The sequence below is a fragment of the Streptomyces sp. NPDC046335 genome (genome assembly GCF_055587985.1).
Genome location: NZ_JBVJFF010000012.1, coordinates 82,586 through 99,593, shown reverse-complemented (window position 1 = coordinate 99,593; position 17,008 = coordinate 82,586). Strand labels below are relative to the sequence as shown.

The window sequence follows — 17,008 nt, the reverse complement described above, 5'->3', positions numbered from 1 at the left end:
CCAGGGACCAAACAGCCATGGCTATCTTCCTCAACAAGGACAGCAAGGTCATCGTCCAGGGCATGACCGGTGCCACGGGCATGAAGCACACCAAGCTCATGCTGGGTGACGGCACCAACATCGTCGGTGGCGTGAACCCGCGCAAGGCCGGCCAGTCCGTCGACTTCGACGGCACCGAGGTACCGGTCTTCGGCACCGTCAAGGAGGCCATGGAGAAGACGGGCGCCAACGTCTCCGTCCTCTTCGTGCCGCCGGCCTTCTCCAAGGCCGCCGCCGTCGAGGCCATCGACGCCGAGATCCCCCTCGCGGTCGTCATCACCGAGGGCATCGCCGTCCACGACTCCGCCGCCTTCTGGGCGTACGCGAAGTCGAAGGGCAACAAGACCCGCATCATCGGCCCGAACTGCCCCGGTCTCATCACCCCGGGCCAGTCGAACGCCGGCATCATCCCGGGCGACATCACGAAGCCGGGCCGCATCGGCCTGGTCTCGAAGTCCGGCACGCTGACGTACCAGATGATGTACGAGCTCCGTGACATCGGCTTCTCGTCGGCCGTCGGCATCGGTGGCGACCCGGTCATCGGCACGACGCACATCGACGCCCTCGAGGCGTTCGAGGCCGACCCCGAGACCGACCTGATCGTCATGATCGGTGAGATCGGCGGCGACGCCGAGGAGCGCGCGGCGGACTTCATCAAGGCCAACGTGACGAAGCCGGTCGTCGGCTACGTCGCGGGCTTCACGGCCCCCGAGGGCAAGACGATGGGCCACGCGGGCGCCATCGTCTCCGGCTCCTCCGGCACGGCCGCCGCGAAGAAGGAGGCCCTTGAGGCCGCCGGCGTCAAGGTCGGCAAGACGCCGACCGAGACCGCCAAGCTCGCGCGCGAGATCCTCGCCGGCTGAGCAGGTCCCTGGCCTCTGGCCCAGCGGTTTCAGGAGTGGGCCCGCATCTCACACGAGACGCGGGCACACCTCTGTCATCTCCCCGACCCTTCTGGGGTGGCGTGAAGTGTTCCCCGAAGGCCGGGGGTCAGTGGCACCGGACGTTCGAGAGCTGGGCGTCGAGGTAGGTGTGCAGGGCTCGGGACGTGTCCGTCAGGGGGGAGGGGCCCATGTGCGGGGGGACGCCGTTGATCGCCCTGCCGGGGGAGAGGGGCGCCTCGTAGCGGGTCGGGGCCGTTTGCAGCGTCAGGGTCGTCGCGCCGACGATCAGTGCCGTGAAGGCGATCGCCGTGCGGGTCCCCGCGCGGGTGCGGTGCTCGCCGCGGACGCGGAGTGGTCCGGCCTCGGGGGGCCGGAGGCCCGCGGTGGCGCCCAGTTCGGCGAGGCGGCGGTGAAGTTCCTCGGGGCACGCCAGTTCGGGGAGGGCGGCGGCCACCGCCTCGCGCGCGTGCGTCAGGCGGTACGCGGTGGCCGGAGTGCTCGCCTCCATCTCGGCGGCGGTCTCCGGCAGGTCGAGTCCCACGCCGTCGTAGAGCAGCAGGGCGCGGCGCTGGGCGGGCGGCAGACCCAGGAGTACGTCGAAGAGGGCGCGGTCGGCCGGGTCGGCGGGCGGGGCGTCCGGGTGACGCAGGCCGGGGCGGAAGCGGTGCCAGGGGGACGTCGCGTACTCGTGCACGGCGGCGCGTACCCAGCCCGCGGGGTCGCGGTCCACGGCCACCTCGGGCCACCGCTGCCACGCCTGCTGAAAGGCGCGCTCCACCGACTCCTGGGCCAGACTCCGCCTGCCGGTGAGCAGAAAGGCCTGCCGGACCAGAGCGGGAGCGGTGCGGGCACAGAGGGCGTCGAAGGCCTGGGAGGGGTGGACGGGGGCGGTGGAGTCGGCGGAGTGAGTGGAGCGGGTGGGGTTGTTGCGGCTTCTGGGGTACTTGGGGCTGCCGGGGTTACCGGAGTTGCCGGGGTTCCCAGGGTTGCTGGGGCCCAGGTGGGTACGTGGCTCCGACACTGGCCGGACTCGATCGACTCGCTCGGCTCGCGCCGCCCGCGCCGCCTGCTCAGTAGGGCGGGTCGGTCGCTTTGGGGGGGTGGCCAAGGCGGTCAGGAGTTTTGCGTATGTTCTGCCTTCGTGGCCCTGTGGGTGTACGCGGCCGGACTCCCAGAGGCGGACCGTCTCGGGGGAGACGCCGAGCGTTGCGGCGAGCTCGGCCCGGGTCAGCGACTTCGCCTCGCGCAGCCTGCGTCGTTCCTTGGGGGACGGCAGAGACGTGGCAGGGCTCTGGGTCATGTCGGACTCTCCGCAGCGTGGGCCGACGCACCGCGGACTGCCGGGCGCGGCCGTCCGCAGTACGAATAGTTACATAAACGTATATTGGGCGACACATCCGATATTCGCCTGTTACGCAGAGAAAGCGCGTGTCGTTGGCAGCATGGCGGGGTGACCCTAACGACCGATCACAGCGCAGCGCCGCCGCCGCCCGTGAAACAGTCGCGCGAACGGTTGCGCGACTGTCCCCCCGGCCTGGCCGCCTGCATGGCGCTCGGGGCCATCGCCGCCTGCCTCGGTCTCGGCGCCCTCGCCGTCCTCGTGATGATGCCGTGGATCGCTTCGCCCTACCCGGACAGCGGGCCCGGCGGGGTGCTGCGGGTCGTGGCGAGCCTCTGGTTCCTCGCGCACGGCACCGATCTGATCAGGGCGGACACCACCTCGGGCGTGCCGGCGCCGGTCGGGATCACTCCGCTGCTCCTCGTCGCCCTGCCGGGCTGGCTCGCGCACCGGGCGGCGTGGGGCGCGGCGGCTCCCGAGGCGCGCGGTCACCCCGTACGGACGGCGTGGTACGGGGTGGTGTCGGGGTATCTGCTGGTCGCCCTGTGCGCACTGCTGTACGCATCGGGCGGCGAGCCGAGGCCCGACTGGTTCGGTGCCGTGGTGCACGTGCCGCTGTTGGTGGCGGTGGCCGCCGGGTTCGGGGTGTGGGCCGCGCACGGGCACCCCCGCGGTCCTCTGCCGGTGTCGATGTGGCCCGCCCTGAACGCGCTGCCCGTCTGGGTACGGTCCTGTGTCGTACGGAGGCTCTTCGTACGCCGCAGTGTGCTGGCCGTGGCGCGGGCGGGGGCCGCGGGCGCGCTGGCACTCGTCGGCGGCGGTGCGCTGCTCGTCGCGGTGGCCCTCGTGCTGCACCTCGGGCCGGTCCAGGCGTCGTTCGGCGAGATCACGAACGTGTGGTCGGGCAGCTTCGCGGTGATCCTGCTGGCCCTGGCCCTGGTGCCGAACGCCGCGGTGTGGGGCGCGGCCTACGCCCTCGGTCCCGGCTTCGCCCTCGGCACGGGCACCCTGGTGACTCCCGGGGTGGTGGAGGAGGGGCCGCGGATGCCGCCGTTCCCCCTGCTTGAGGCGGTGCCCGCGGCGGGGCTCGGGGGGCTGCTCGGCACGGTGGTCCTCGTGGTGCCGGTGGCGGCGGGGTGCGTCGTGGCCTGGCTGGTCGTCCAGGCGGCGGCGCCCGCCTTCGGGGAGCGGACAGAGGTCTGGTCGGCGGTGCGTACCGCCGCGGGTGCTGCGGCGTCCGCGGTGCTGTGCGGGGCGGCCATGGCGGCGCTCGCGGCGCTGGCGGGCGGGCCGATGGGCGTGGCGGTCCTGGCCGACTTCGGTCCTGCGTGGTGGCTGGTGGGGGCGGCGGCGCTGGGGTGGACGGCGGTGGTCGCGGTACCCGTGGCCCTCGCCGTACGGGCCTGGCGTCTGCTGGTGGCGGCCGGCAGGCGCCCCCGGTGGGCCACGCGGCTCGGCCTGCCGTTCTCCGGAGCCCTGCCGCGGCCCCGGCTGCCACGTCCGCCGCTGCCGCGCCCCCGCCTGTCCCGGCTGTGGCCCGCACGGGCAGGACAGCCGGCCCCGCCGCTCCAGGACGCCCCCGACCCAACGGCCACGGCTTCGCCCACGGCCATGCCCACGGTTTCGCCCCAGGGGGGCTCGGCCACCACGGTTTCGCCGCAGGCGGGGCCTGCGAGCACGGGTTCGCCCCAGGTGGGGTCCGCGACCTCGGCTTCGTCCCAGGTTGGCTCGGCGGCCATGGTTTCGTCCCAGGCGGGCCCCGCGACCACGGTTTCGCCGCAGGCGGGGTCCGCGACCTCGGCTTCGCCCCAGGCGGGGTCGGCGAGCACGGTTTCGGCCCAGGCGGGGCCCGCGACCTCGGCTTCGCCCCAGGCGGGGTCCGCGACCACGGCTTCGTCCAAGGTCGGCTCGGCGGGCATGGTTTCGCCGCAGGCGGGCCCTGCGAGCACGGGTTCGCCCCTGGCGGGACCCGCGACCTCGGCTTCGTCTCAGGTCGGCTCGGCGGCCACGGTCTCGCCGCAGGCGGGGCCCGCGACCTCGGCTTCGCCCCAGGCCAGCCCCGCGACCACGGCTTCGCCACCGGTCATGGCCATGGCTGGGGCCGCGCCCATGGCTGCGGATTCCCCCGAAGCCGCCATGCCCGCCCCCACGGCTTCGCCGGAGGCCACGGCTACGCCCGAAGCCACGGCCAGGGCCATGGCCGAGCCTGAGGTCAGCCCTGCTGCCACGCCTTGGCCACCGCCTGGGCCCGACGCCACGGTCACGCCCCCATCCACGGCTTCGCCCGAGGCCACGCCCGTATCCGCACCCACGGCTTCGCCGGAGGCCGCACCGGCACCTGCACCGCCCGCGCCCGCACCGCAGGCCGGCCCTTCAGCCGCGCCTGCATCCGAGCCCGCGGTCGCGCCACCGCCCCCGGCCGCGAGCGTCCCCCCGGCCCCGGCGTCGCCCCCTGACACCGGGCCGGACCGGGGCAACCGGCGGTCCAAGCCGGGCAGGTCCAAGCCCGGCCGGCGCGGTTGACCCAAGCCGGACCAGCCCAGGCCGCCGAAGCCGCCAGGCCCTAGTCCTGCTCCCCCAGAAGCGGTCGTAGCTGCTCGGGCAGCAGATCCTCGCAGGCCTGCTGCGAGGTGGTCGTGAGCGCGTCGTCCACGCACGTGTAGTAGTCCTGGTACACGAGCTGCGCCGTGAACGTCCCCGCCACCATGAGCAGCGCGAGCGCCCCCGTCACCAGGCCGCTGATCGCGGCCGTCGTCTGCGGCCTCGTCGTCGAGGCCGCGGGCCGCTGCCCCGCGCCGCCCTGCGCGGGAGCCGGGGCCGTCGGGTCCGGTGTGCGCGGCTTCGCGCGCAGGGACTGGATGGCCCAGCTCAGCGCCAGCGCGCCGAGCAGCAGCGCGACGTACCGCCAGCCGAACAGTGCGAAGAAGAAGGCCCACATGCCGGAGAGCAGGGCGTAGCGCGCTCGCCGCTGCGCGGGGTCCGTCGGGTCCCAGCGCGGCCCACCGCCGCCGGACTTGGCGGCGTCGTCCTGGCCGGAATTGTCCCGTCGGCCGGGGCGCTCGCCGAAGCCGCCCTGGGAGCGGCCCGGCTGGCGGTCGCTCCACTGACTGCCCCACGGCGAGTTCCGCCCGGAGCCGTCGGAGCCGCCGGAGCGGTCGGAATCGTTCCCCGAGGAGTCGCCCGACGAGTCTTCCGAGGGGCGGCGCGGCTGCCACGGCCGGTCCGGAGTCCCCTCCGGCGGCGGCGCGAAGGGGTTGTCGTCGTCCTTGCCCGTTCCCCGGGCACCCGCGTCCTGGGACTCCGGTCCCTGGGAGTCGGGGTCCTGCGGTGGAGACGAAGGGCGGCTACGGTCCGGCATCTGGTGTGCGTCTTCCCTTTGGTAGGGCCGTGGTGGAGCCCATGTGCGGCTCGGCAACTCGGCGTTCGTCGGTATTGGGGCGCTTTCCCGCAGACGCTACCCTCCGCCCGCGCCCCCGTCCCGTGAGGGGCGGTTCCGTGTGCCGGTATCGTTGCTGGCGGTCGGCCGCTTCGTAGGGTTCCCCGTATCGAGGGACGCGAAGCCTTCGTATGACCGTACAAAGCCACGCGCGCGCCGAGTCGCACGTACAAGACACGCGTAACGAGACGCACCTCCCGAGACGCACCTCCCGAGAAAGGGCCCCGCTGTGGCCAAGAACGCTGTGGTCGGGCGCCCCGAACCAGCCGAGCGCCCCGAATCAGTCGGGCGCCCCAAGCGGCTCGTCGTCCTGGTGTCCGGTTCGGGCACGAACCTCCAGGCCCTGCTCGACACGATCCGCGCCGAGGGGGCCGAGGGCTACGGCGCCGAGATCGTCGCCGTCGGCGCCGACCGCGACGGCATCGCGGGCCTGGAGCGCGCGGAGCGTGCCGGGATCCCGACCTTCGTCTGCCGGGTGAGGGACCACGAGACCCGCGGGGCGTGGGACGTGGCCCTGGCCGAGGCGACGGCCGCGTACGGCCCCGACCTGGTGGTCTCCGCCGGGTTCATGAAGATCGTGGGGAAGGAGTTCCTCGCGCGCTTCGGCGGGCGGTTCGTGAACACGCACCCCGCGCTGCTGCCCAGTTTTCCGGGGGCCCACGGTGCGCGCGACGCGCTCGCGTACGGCGTGAAGGTCACCGGTTGCACCGTCCACTTCGTCGACGACGGCGTCGACACCGGCCCGATCATCGCCCAGGGCGTGGTCGAGGTCCGGGACGAGGACGACGAGAGCGCTCTGCACGAGCGCATCAAGGAAGTCGAGCGCACGCTGCTCGTCGATGTCGTGGGGCGTCTGGCCCGGCACGGCTACCGCATTGAGGGACGAAAGGTTCTTATCCCGTGACCGCCGAAGCTAAGAACGCCGCGAACGCGAATGCGAACGTGAACGCAACCGCGAGCACGAACGCAACCGCGAGCACGAACGCGACCGCGACCGCGAACGCACCAGTGACCGCGTCCGCGTCCGCGTCGCCGGACGCCACGCAGCGCCCGATCAAGCGCGCGCTCGTCAGCGTTTACGACAAGACCGGCCTGGAAGAGCTCGCGCGCGGGCTGCACGAGGCGGGCGTCGAGCTGGTCTCCACCGGCTCGACCGCCGCGAAGATCGCCGCCGTCGGGGTGCCCGTCACCAAGGTCGAGGAGCTGACCGGCTTCCCCGAGTGCCTGGACGGCCGCGTCAAGACGCTGCACCCGAAGGTCCACGCGGGCATCCTCGCCGACCTGCGCCTGGAGGACCACCGCGACCAGCTCGCCGAGCTGGGCGTCGAGCCCTTCCAGCTCGTGGTCGTGAACCTCTACCCGTTCAAGGAGACCGTCGCCTCGGGCGCGACGCCCGACGAGTGCGTCGAGCAGATCGACATCGGCGGCCCCTCGATGGTCCGCGCCGCCGCCAAGAACCACCCCTCGGTCGCGGTCGTCACCGACCCCGAGCGGTACGCCGACGTGCTCGCGGCCGTCCAGGCCGGCGGCTTCGACCTGCCCGCGCGCAAGCGCCTCGCGGGCGAGGCCTTCCAGCACACGGCCGCGTACGACGTGGCAGTCGCCGGCTGGTTCGCGGAGGGCTACGCGGCGGCCGACGAGTCCGGCTTCCCCGAGTTCATGGGCGCGACCTACGAGCGCAAGAACGTGCTCCGCTACGGCGAGAACCCCCACCAGGGCGCCGCTCTCTACGTCGACGGCACGGGCGGCCTCGCCGAGGCCGAGCAGCTCCACGGCAAGGAGATGTCGTACAACAACTTCACGGACACGGACGCCGCGCGCCGTGCCGCGTACGACCACGACGAGCCCTGCGTCGCGATCATCAAGCACGCCAACCCGTGCGGCATCGCGGTCGGCGCGGACGTCGCCGAGGCGCACCGCAAGGCACACGCCTGCGACCCGCTGTCCGCGTTCGGCGGTGTGATCGCGGTCAACCGCCCGGTCTCCAAGGAGATGGCCGAGCAGGTCGCCGAGATCTTCACCGAGGTCATCGTCGCGCCGGACTACGAGGACGGCGCCCTCGAAGCCCTCACCAAGAAGAAGAACATCCGTGTGCTGCGCGCCGACCGGGCACCGTCCAACGCGGTCGAGGTCAAGCAGATCGACGGCGGCGCGCTGCTCCAGGTCACCGACCGCCTCCAGGCCGAGGGCGACGACCCCGCCCACTGGACGCTCGCCACGGGTGACGCCCTGAGCGAGAGCGAACTCGCCGAGCTCGCGTTCGCGTGGAAGGCGTCCCGCGCGGTGAAGTCCAACGCGATCCTGCTCGCCAAGGACGGCGCCTCGGTCGGCGTCGGCATGGGCCAGGTCAACCGCGTCGACTCCGCGAAGCTCGCCGTCGAGCGGGCGGGCGAGGAGCGGGCCCGCGGCTCCTACGCGGCCTCCGACGCGTTCTTCCCCTTCCCCGACGGCCTGGAGATCCTGACCGCGGCGGGCGTCAAGGCCGTGGTCCAGCCGGGCGGTTCGGTCCGCGACGAGCTGGTCGTCGAGGCGGCGAAGAAGGCGGGCGTCACGATGTACTTCACGGGGACCCGGCACTTCTTCCACTGAGCCCCGAGCCCGGACTCTGAGCCCTGAGCAGCAGCCGGACATGGCGAAGGCCGCGTCTTTCCTTCCGGAAAGGCGCGGCCTTCGCGCGTACCGCGACGCGGCGGCGGCGCGCTAGTTGTTGGAGCGCTGGACCACCATCGTCTTGCCGGCCTTGTCGTGCCAGCCCTGCTGACGCCCGGTCTTGTCCCAGAACGGGGACAGGTAGACGAGGAGCGCGCCGATGCCGCAGGCCAGGGAGCCGACCATCGGAATGATGTAGCGGATGAAGGCCGCGCCGATGCCGGGCTTGCGGCCGGTCTCGGCGTCGATGACGCGGACGCCGACGGCGAGCTTGCCGAGCGTGCCGCCGACGAGGGCCGTCATCAGCCACTCGTAGAGCAGGCCGACGATCGCGAAGACGGCGATCGCGGCGCCCATGCTGGACGCGAAGTCGGAGCTGGCGTCGTTCACGCAGCTCTGGTAGTTGGTCGAGCCGGGGTCGCAGTCCGAGGCCGCACCCATGACGCCGGCGACGCCTATCGCGCCGAGGATGCCGTAGATGATGCCGAACGCCACGCCGTCGATCACGCGGGCGCCGAAGCGGCGACCCATGGACGCCACGGTGGGACCGCCGCCCTGGTAGCCGTAGCCGCCGCCGGGCTGCTGCGGGTACGCGCCGTACGGGGACGCCGGGGGCTGCTGCTGGTAGCCGTAGCCCTGCTGCGGGACGCCCTGCGGGGCCTGCTGGGGATAGCCGTAGCCGGGCTGGCCCGGCGCCTGGCCGTAGCCGGGCTGTCCCTGCGGCGGCTGCTGACCGTAGGGGTTGTTGGGGTCGCCGTAACTCATGGCGGTCTTCCTCCGTCGGGATGGTGCGGGGACGACGCGGCACATCACGGAGGAAGGCGTTACAGATGCGGTCCGTCCCCCCGACACTGCCCGCGGCACTGTGCCGCACATGGTTCTTTAGCCATGGCTTATTTGTCCAGCCGCGCAACGCATGTGTTGTGCAAGTGCAACCTCGCTGATCAGCGGGCGAGACGCGGTGGCGCCCTGATTGGAACCGGGCGGCCCTCATCCGGGAAGATGGGGTCATGACCGCCCAGATTCTCGATGGCAAGGCCACCGCAGCCGCGATCAAGTCCGAACTGACCGCCCGCGTGGCGGCCCTGAAGGAGAAGGGCGTCACGCCCGGACTCGGTACCGTCCTGGTCGGCGACGACCCGGGCAGCCAGAAGTACGTCGCGGGCAAGCACCGCGACTGCGCGCAGGTCGGCATCGCCTCCATCCAGCGCGAACTGCCCGCCACGGCCTCCCAGGAGGAGATCGAGGCGGTCGTGCGCGAACTCAACGACGACCCCGCCTGCACCGGCTACATCGTCCAACTCCCGCTCCCCAAGGGCATCGACGAGAACCGCGTCCTGGAGCTCATGGACCCGGACAAGGACGCCGACGGCCTGCACCCGATGAACCTCGGCCGCCTCGTCCTGAACGAGCCGGCCCCGCTGCCCTGCACCCCGTACGGCATCATCCGGCTGCTGCGGCAGCACGGCGTGGAGATCAAGGGCGCCGAGGTCGTGGTCGTCGGGCGCGGTGTCACCATCGGCCGGCCGATGCCGCTGCTGCTCACCCGCAAGTCCGAGAACGCCACGGTCACGCAGTGCCACACCGGCACCCGTGACCTCGCCGCGCACCTGAAGCGGGCCGACATCATCGTGGCCGCCGCGGGTGTCCCGCACCTCATCAAGCCCGAGGACGTGAAGCCGGGCGCCGCGATCCTGGACGTCGGCGTCTCGCGCGACGAGAGCGGCAAGATCGTCGGGGACGTCCACCCGGGCGTCGCCGAGGTCGCCGGATGGATCTCGCCGAACCCGGGCGGCGTCGGCCCGATGACCCGCGCCCAGCTCCTGGTGAACGTGGTCGAGGCCGCCGAGCGCAACGCCGCCGCGAGCTGACCCGGGGAAGGGGCGCGCTCATGAACGCAGAGTCCGAGCGGAAATCAGCGGAGTCCGCCGAGGCGGAGCCGGACGGCGCCTCTGGGGCCTCCGGGGCCTCCGGGGCGCACCCGGCCGGTGAGGCGCCGGAACCGGAGCCGGAGAACGTCGCGGCCAGGGGCGCCGTCAGCGCGCCGGGGCCCGACGGCGAGCCGCGGAAGGTCTCACGCCGCTTCCCGCTGTTCACCCGTGACACCGCCCGCCCCGAGGGCGGCGGCCGCGCGGCTCCCGGCGACGCCCCCGCCCCCGCCCGCCAGTGGCCGCTGCTCGGCGTCATCGGCCTGGTCGGGCTCGGACTGCTGCTCACCGCGCTCGACGTGTTCAGGTTGGGCACGGTGCTGGTCGGCCTGGCGCTCATCGGCGGAGCCGTGCTGCGGTGGGCGCTGCCGGACGTCGGCATGCTGGCGGTGCGCTCGCGGTTCACGGACATGGTGACGTACGGGGTGCTCGGCGGGGCCATCGTCCTGCTGGCCCTGATGGCGCAGCCGGAGCCGGTCCTGGAGATCCCGTTCCTGGACGACACGCTCCACTTCACGATCGACAGCTGACCCGACGCCGCACCCCGCACCCGGCTCCGGCATCGGGACCCGGGCCCCGCACCCGGACCCGGCGCCCGGCACCGCCCGGACCCGGCGCCCGCGCCCGCGCTCCCGTGCCCCGAGCAGTGCGTGACGGTGGCCCGTCCTCCCCCGGAGGGACGGGCCACCGTCGTTTCTGACCGCTTCAGGCGCGGACTACCACCAGACGCCGCCGCGCAGCTTGGCCCAGGTGTTCTTGCCGACCTGGCCGTCGACGGAGATCCTGGCCTTCTTCTGGACGGTCTTCACCGCGTTGTACGTCTTGGTGCCGAACTTCCCGTCCACGCCGAGGAGCGTCGGGTAGCTGGTGTTCCGGTTGATCAGGCACTGCACTTCCTTGATCCGCTTCTTCGCGGCGGTGCCCGTCTGACCGGCCTTGGTCAGCGCGGTCCCGGAGTAGTAGCCGCAGGAGTAGGCGGCGTGCACGTCCTGGGCCGCCGGGGCGGTGGCCGCCGGCGCGGCGGTGGCGGCCGGTGCGATGGCCAGGCCTGAGCCGAGGGCGGCCGTCGCGACGGCCAGCCCGATGCGCTTGCGAGTGATCATGTCTCCCTTTCGTGGCCGCGGGCCGGGTCCCCCCGTTGGGTCCCCCGACGGCCCGCGGTCCGAGCCGGTACCGGTGGTCGGCCGGTGCCGTGCTGCTGGTGCAAGAAGTTACGGCGGAGCCCCGGGAGGCGTCGTCACACGCCGGGTTGACGTTCGGGCACGCCGAACGCCGTAGCCGCGCGGTTCCTACAACTTCCGCGGTACCGCGGAAGGTTGACGTGCCGCCGCCAGGACGGGGGTTACGCTGCGGCGATGCGCATCCGCCCCGTCGTCGTCGACGCGCTCATCGCGGTAGCCCTGACCACGGTGGCCGTGCTGCTCGGCCAGGAGTCCGCCCGGCAGGGCTGGCCGGAACTCGACCCCCTCGGTTATGCGCTGGTGGCCCTCGTCAACCTGCCCGCGGTGCTGCGCGGCAGGGCACCGCTGACCGTGCTCCTCGTCGTGCACGCGGTGTGGATCGTGTACGTCACCGCCGGGTACTGGCCCGTTCTGAACACCTTCGCGCCCATGCTCGCCGTCTACACCGTGGCGTCCGCGCGGCCCGCCCGCGTCTCCCTGCCCTGCGCGGTCCTCATGGGCACCGTATGGATCTACGCGGGCCTGCTCGACGAGGGCGCGGCGATGCCCGCGGTCGTCGCCCAGGCCGTCGGTTTCCCCCTGGTGATCTGGCGCTTCGGCAACGCCGCGCGCCGTACGGCCGAACTGGCCCGGCAGCTCAAGAGGGAGCAGGACGAGCGGGCCAGGCGCGAGGTCGCGCAGGAGCGCGGCAGGATCGCGCGGGAGCTGCACGACGTCGTGGCGCACCACATGTCGGTCATATCCGTGCAGGCGGGCCTCGCGACGTTCGTCTTCGGCTCGGACCCGCCCACGGCGCGCGCCGCGCTCGGCACCATCGCGGGCACCAGCGGCGAGGCGCTCGAAGAGCTGCGCCGCATGCTGCGGGTGCTGCGCGCCGAGGACGGCGACGACGAGGACGGCGCGCCGGAGGCGCCCATGCCGGGCCTCGCCCGTCTCGACGAGATGGTCGAGCGGGTACGGGCCGGGGGAATCCCGGTCGAGCTGCGCGTGACGGGAACCCCGCGGCCGCTCGCGCCCGGCGTCGAGCTGTGCGCGTACCGCGTGGTGCAGGAGGCGCTGACCAACGTACTGAAGCACGCGGGCGGCGCGGGCACCGCCGTGGAACTCGCCTACCGGCACCGCCACATCGAGGTCTCCGTCACCAACGATGGTGAGGGGGTGATTCCGGACAAGGTGAGGACAGGCGCGGGGCACGGCTTGATTGGTATGCGGGAGCGGGCCAAGCTCTACGGCGGGACGATCAGCATCGGCCCGCTGAGCGAGGGGGGATTCGCCGTGCGCCTCACCCTGCCGACCTCGGCCGGCGCCGCGCCGCGGGGGGACGACACCACGGGATGACCGGCTCCGTCAAAGTACTTGTGGTGGACGACCAGTTCCTCATCCGCGCGGGACTGGTCGGTCTGCTGCGTGCCGCGCCCGGCATCGAGGTCGTGGGCGAGGCGGGCGACGGCGACGAGGCCGTGGCGCTCGCCGCCCGTACGCGGCCCGACGTCATCCTCATGGACATCCGGATGCCCGGCATGAACGGCATCACGGCCACCGCGAAAATCCTCGCCCAGGCGTCCGAACCCGCGCCGCGGGTCCTGGTCCTGACCACCTTCGACCTCGACGAGTACGTGTACGGGGCGCTGCGCGCCGGGGCCTCGGGGTTTCTGCTCAAGGACTCGGGGCCGGAGCGGCTGCTCGCCGCGGTGGCGGCGGTCGGCGGCGGCGACGCGCTCTTCGCGCCCAGCGTGACGCGCCGCCTCGTCGAGGCGTTCGCGCGGCAGACGGCGGGGCCCGCCGGCGGCGACAAGGGCGATCCGCCACCCGACCTGGCGGCGCTGACCGGGCGCGAGGTGGAGGTCCTGAAGCTGATCGCGCGCGGCCTGACCAACGCGGACATCGCCGAGCGGCTCTACATCAGCGAGGCCACCGTAAAGACGCACCTCAACCGCACCATGAGCAAGCTCGACCTGGACAGCAGGGCCCAGGCGGTGGTCGTGGCCTACGAGTCGGGCCTCGTCACTCCGGGAACACCGTGAGCTCCGGGAACACCGTGAGCTCCGTGAACTCAGTGAGCGCTGTGGGCTCCCCGGGCATCGGGACCGGGGGCCCGAGACGGCCCCCGGCGGCCTCCGTTCAGCAGGTGACGACCTTTCCGTAGGAGCCGCGGCCCCAGTTCCACTCCCACTGCTGGCCCGGCTGGTACGTGAGGCAGGGCGAGTCGCTGCCCCAGTCGATGACGACCTTCAGGTGCATGGCCTCGCGGCAGTTGTTCGTGACCTTGACGTACTTCCGGTGCTTGATCACGTCCCGCTTCACGCAGGCCGGAGCGGTGCCCCGCACCGTGGCCTCGGCCGCGGGGGCCGTGGCGAGACAGGTGCCGAGGATGGCGGAGGCGGCGACGAGGCCGCCCGCGAGACGCTTGCCGTACTTCATGTACGGGTCCCTTCGTGAGTGCGTGTGTTGCCCCTGCACTCTGCCGATCTCCGGGGGCCCGGGGCCGCAGACTTGGCCGAAGTACGCCCTTTCGGGCCAATCGCCACCGGTACTCGTGGAACGCGATGAAGACGGTGCCCGTCCTCTCCCCCGTGGGAGGACGGGCACCGCCGTCGAGAGGAATGATTCCCGGGGGAATCACCCGATGTAAGCGGTGTGTTCCGCTCGTGATCCAGAGTCATGGACGCGCCAACATCGTTCAAGGCCTGCCTGGCCCCTGTGGCACGGAGGTGACCATTCCGCAATCGTGTTCGAAGGCGTGCAACGACCCTGGTCCGATGTACGTGACCGGCCATCACGCGGCGGTGGGACACTGTTGGGCGGACCGCGGGAACTGACATCCTGGCTCCGCGCATCCCTCTCGGTAGGGCGGCGGCCCGGCAGGCGCGGGCGCGGGACAGGTACGTACGGGGGCACGACAGGCACGTACGGGGGGAATAGGGGGAGTAATGCCTCGTTGGAAGGCGCTGCCGGACGAGCTCGACCCTGAGGTCAGGGAGTTCGCCGACCAGCTCCGCAGGCTCGTGGACCGCAGCGGTCTGAGCATCGCGGCGGTCTCGGACCGGACCGGCTACAGCAAGACGTCGTGGGAGCGCTATCTGAACGGGCGGCTGCTCGCGCCCAAGGGTGCGATCGTCGCGCTGGCCGAGGTGACGGGCACGCCGCCCGTGCACCTCATCACCCTGTGGGAGCTGGCGGAGCGCGCGTGGAGCCGCTCCGAGATGCGCCACGACATGACCATGCAGGCGATACGCATATCCCAGGCGCGGGCCGCGCTGAAGGAGGCGGAACAGCGCCAGGCGTCCTCCGCCGCCAAGTCCAGGCCGAAGTCCGGCAAGCCGTCCGCCAAGCCGTCCGCCAAGGACGACGCGGCCCCGGCGCGCAACGGCTCCGCGGGCGTCGGCGGCTTGACGGGCGTGGCGGGTCCCGCGGGCGTGTCTCCCACGGTGCCGCCGCGCACCCCGGCCTCCCACCCCGTCCCGGGCGCCCCGGGCGCCCAGGGCCCCGACTCCGCGTACGGGGCTCCCTCCTCGTACGGCGACGCCTCCGCGTCGGCCTTCGGCGCGGGCGCCGTGGCCGGGGGAGCGGGACAGCCGCCGGGCGGCCCGCGGGCGGCCGGACCGGGCGGTGACCCGTCCGACGGGCAGCGGCGCAAGCGGAAGCTGACGATGTTCCTCGCGGGGGTGGTCGGAGCCCTCGTCGTGATCGCGGCGGCGGTCTTCCTGACCGACCTCGGCGGCGGCGACAAGAAGAACGACAAGGCCGAGCCGTCCAAGTCCCCCACCACCAGCGAGGCGAAGCTGCCCGCGGGCGTCAAGTGCAGCGGCGCCGACTGCGCGGGCAAGGACCCCGAGAACATGGGCTGCGGCGGCGAGCTGGCGGAGACCACCTCGCGGGCCACGGTCGGCAAGACGCTCGTCGAGGTGCGCTACAGCAAGACCTGCGGGGCGGCGTGGGCGCGCATCACCCAGGCCACGCCGGGCGACAAGGTGACGATCACCGGGTCGGGCAAGGGCGCCGACGCCAAGCAGGACAGCACGGTCAACGCGGACTTCGACGCGTATACGCCGATGGTCGCAGTCAAGGCGGGCACCTCCGCGGAGGCCTGCGCGGCGCTGGCCTCGGGCCAGACGGGCTGCACGAAGTAGGCACCGGCAGGCACTCACGGAGCGCCCACGGAGCGGGCCCGAAAAGAATTTTCCGCAATTTCCCGCGGGGAGTGCATGAGCCGTTCATCGCGGGGCAGGCGGACGGTACCCCCACGGGAGTGGTTCACACCCCCACAGCGGCCGCCACCCTCCCCCCCCCCGGGTGGCGGCCGCCCCCCTTTTCCCGGCATCACGGTGAAGCTGTGGGCGGGGCCACAGGGGCCCGGCGGCCGGGGGTGGCCGGGGCGCGATAGCCTGGCGGCGGATCTCTCTTGATGCCAAGAGATCGATCATCGAGAGGCGATCGAGGACTCGAAGAGGCGTCGGCGGGGATCCAGGAATCAGGGGATCCAGTAGAGGGACACGGGACCCCACCGCCAGCTGTCTTACGGAGATCGCCATGACCCGCACTCCCGTGAATGTCACCGTCACCGGCGCGGCCGGCCAGATCGGCTACGCGCTGCTCTTCCGCATCGCCTCGGGCCACCTGCTCGGCGCGGACGTGCCGGTCAACCTGCGCCTTCTGGAGATCACGCCGGCCCTGAAGGCCGCCGAGGGCACCGCCATGGAGCTCGACGACTGTGCCTTCCCGCTGCTGAACTCGATCGAGATCAGCGACGACCCGAACGTCGCCTTCGACGGCGCCAACGTCGCCCTCCTCGTCGGCGCCCGCCCCCGCACCAAGGGCATGGAGCGCGGCGACCTGCTCTCCGCCAACGGCGGCATCTTCAAGCCGCAGGGCAAGGCCATCAACGACAACGCCGCGGACGACATCAAGGTCCTCGTCGTCGGCAACCCGGCCAACACCAACGCGCTCATCGCGCAGGCCGCCGCCCCGGACGTACCGGCCGAGCGCTTCACCGCGATGACCCGCCTCGACCACAACCGCGCGCTGTCGCAGCTGTCGAAGAAGACCGGCGCCCCGGTCTCCGACATCAAGCGCCTCACCATCTGGGGCAACCACTCGGCCACCCAGTACCCCGACATCTTCCACGCGGAGATCGCCGGCAAGAACGCCGCGGACGTCGTGAGCGACCAGGCCTGGCTCGCCGACGAGTTCATCCCGACCGTAGCCAAGCGCGGCGCCGCGATCATCGAGGCCCGTGGCGCGTCCTCGGCCGCCTCCGCCGCCAACGCCGCCATCGACCACGTCCACACGTGGGTCAACGGCACGGCCGCCGGTGACTGGACCTCCATGGGTGTCCCGTCGGATGGTTCGTACGGCGTTCCGGAGGGCCTCATCTCCTCCTTCCCCGTCACCACCCAGGACGGCAAGTACGAGATCGTCCAGGGCCTGGACATCAACGAGTTCTCGCGCACGCGCATCGACGCGTCCGTGCAGGAGCTCACCGAGGAGCGCGAGGCCGTCCGCGGTCTCGGCCTCATCTGAGCGACACCGCACCTGAACGACACCGCCGGGCG

General features: G+C 72.5%; 15 protein-coding genes. 10 read left to right on the top strand and 5 right to left on the bottom strand.

The annotated features are described in order from the left end of the window. The first annotated feature begins 17 nt into the window (after positions 1–17). On the top strand, positions 18–902 hold the full coding sequence (sucD, locus tag ACZ6JY_RS28550) for a succinate--CoA ligase subunit alpha (protein ID WP_469200307.1): 885 nt from the start codon (positions 18–20) through the stop codon (positions 900–902). A gap of 127 nt (positions 903–1,029) precedes the next feature. Here sucD and ACZ6JY_RS28545 read toward each other — a convergent pair whose 3' ends face one another. Further along, entirely contained in the window at positions 1,030–2,223 is a 1,194-nt protein-coding gene (locus ACZ6JY_RS28545) for a sigma factor-like helix-turn-helix DNA-binding protein (protein WP_469200305.1), read from the bottom strand. Positions 2,224–2,373: 150 nt separating this feature from the next. Here ACZ6JY_RS28545 and ACZ6JY_RS28540 point away from each other — a divergent pair, with 150 nt between their 5' ends. Further along, positions 2,374–4,785 (top strand): cell division protein PerM, encoded by a 2,412-nt coding sequence (locus tag ACZ6JY_RS28540; RefSeq protein ID WP_469200303.1) that lies wholly within the window; start codon positions 2,374–2,376, stop codon positions 4,783–4,785. A 40-nt stretch (positions 4,786–4,825) separates the two neighbouring features. On the opposite strand, the gene ACZ6JY_RS28535 is transcribed toward ACZ6JY_RS28540, so the two are convergent. After that, entirely contained in the window at positions 4,826–5,620 is a 795-nt protein-coding gene (locus ACZ6JY_RS28535; RefSeq protein ID WP_469200301.1) for a hypothetical protein, read from the bottom strand. A 322-nt stretch (positions 5,621–5,942) separates the two neighbouring features. Here ACZ6JY_RS28535 and purN point away from each other — a divergent pair, with 322 nt between their 5' ends. Next, positions 5,943–6,602, top strand: a complete 660-nt coding sequence (gene purN / locus ACZ6JY_RS28530) for a phosphoribosylglycinamide formyltransferase (RefSeq protein ID WP_469200806.1) — start codon at positions 5,943–5,945, stop codon at positions 6,600–6,602. Positions 6,603–6,706: 104 nt separating this feature from the next. Continuing rightward, positions 6,707–8,287 (top strand): bifunctional phosphoribosylaminoimidazolecarboxamide formyltransferase/IMP cyclohydrolase, encoded by a 1,581-nt coding sequence (purH, locus tag ACZ6JY_RS28525; RefSeq protein WP_469200804.1) that lies wholly within the window; start codon positions 6,707–6,709, stop codon positions 8,285–8,287. 111 nt (positions 8,288–8,398) lie between these two features. Here the strand turns inward: purH and ACZ6JY_RS28520 are convergent, their stop codons facing one another. Further along, the gene (locus ACZ6JY_RS28520; protein WP_469200299.1) at positions 8,399–9,112 is read right to left on the bottom strand and encodes an RDD family protein; all 714 of its coding nucleotides are present in this window, start codon (positions 9,110–9,112) and stop codon (positions 8,399–8,401) included. 245 nt (positions 9,113–9,357) lie between these two features. Here ACZ6JY_RS28520 and ACZ6JY_RS28515 point away from each other — a divergent pair, with 245 nt between their 5' ends. Together ACZ6JY_RS28515 and ACZ6JY_RS28510 are read left to right on the top strand one after the other, a co-directional pair. Then, a complete protein-coding gene (locus ACZ6JY_RS28515; RefSeq protein ID WP_469200297.1) occupies positions 9,358–10,218 on the top strand; it encodes a bifunctional methylenetetrahydrofolate dehydrogenase/methenyltetrahydrofolate cyclohydrolase in 861 nt (286 codons plus the stop codon). Positions 10,219–10,238: 20 nt separating this feature from the next. Then, a complete protein-coding gene (locus ACZ6JY_RS28510) occupies positions 10,239–10,805 on the top strand; it encodes a DUF3017 domain-containing protein (RefSeq protein WP_469200295.1) in 567 nt (188 codons plus the stop codon). A gap of 186 nt (positions 10,806–10,991) precedes the next feature. Here the strand turns inward: ACZ6JY_RS28510 and ACZ6JY_RS28505 are convergent, their stop codons facing one another. Further along, complete coding sequence (locus ACZ6JY_RS28505; protein ID WP_469200293.1) at positions 10,992–11,378, bottom strand: peptidoglycan-binding domain-containing protein; 387 nt, start codon at positions 11,376–11,378, stop codon at positions 10,992–10,994. 252 nt (positions 11,379–11,630) lie between these two features. Here ACZ6JY_RS28505 and ACZ6JY_RS28500 point away from each other — a divergent pair, with 252 nt between their 5' ends. Further along, positions 11,631–12,794 carry a sensor histidine kinase gene (locus ACZ6JY_RS28500; protein WP_469200291.1) on the top strand — a complete coding sequence of 388 codons (1,164 nt, stop codon included), beginning with the start codon at positions 11,631–11,633 and terminating at the stop codon, positions 12,792–12,794. After that, positions 12,791–13,480, top strand: coding sequence for a response regulator (locus tag ACZ6JY_RS28495; protein WP_469200289.1), 690 nt, complete (start codon positions 12,791–12,793; stop codon positions 13,478–13,480). The genes ACZ6JY_RS28500 and ACZ6JY_RS28495 overlap by 4 nt, the downstream gene beginning before the upstream one ends. A 97-nt stretch (positions 13,481–13,577) precedes the next feature. Here ACZ6JY_RS28495 and ACZ6JY_RS28490 read toward each other — a convergent pair whose 3' ends face one another. Then, on the bottom strand, positions 13,578–13,877 hold the full coding sequence (locus tag ACZ6JY_RS28490; RefSeq protein ID WP_469200287.1) for a hypothetical protein: 300 nt from the start codon (positions 13,875–13,877) through the stop codon (positions 13,578–13,580). A 509-nt stretch (positions 13,878–14,386) separates the two neighbouring features. Between ACZ6JY_RS28490 and ACZ6JY_RS28485 the strand changes: the two genes are divergently transcribed. After that, positions 14,387–15,586 carry an XRE family transcriptional regulator gene (locus ACZ6JY_RS28485; protein ID WP_469200285.1) on the top strand — a complete coding sequence of 400 codons (1,200 nt, stop codon included), beginning with the start codon at positions 14,387–14,389 and terminating at the stop codon, positions 15,584–15,586. Positions 15,587–15,986: 400 nt separating this feature from the next. Further along, positions 15,987–16,976 (top strand): malate dehydrogenase, encoded by a 990-nt coding sequence (locus ACZ6JY_RS28480; RefSeq protein ID WP_447037883.1) that lies wholly within the window; start codon positions 15,987–15,989, stop codon positions 16,974–16,976. The last annotated feature ends 32 nt before the right edge of the window (positions 16,977–17,008 follow it).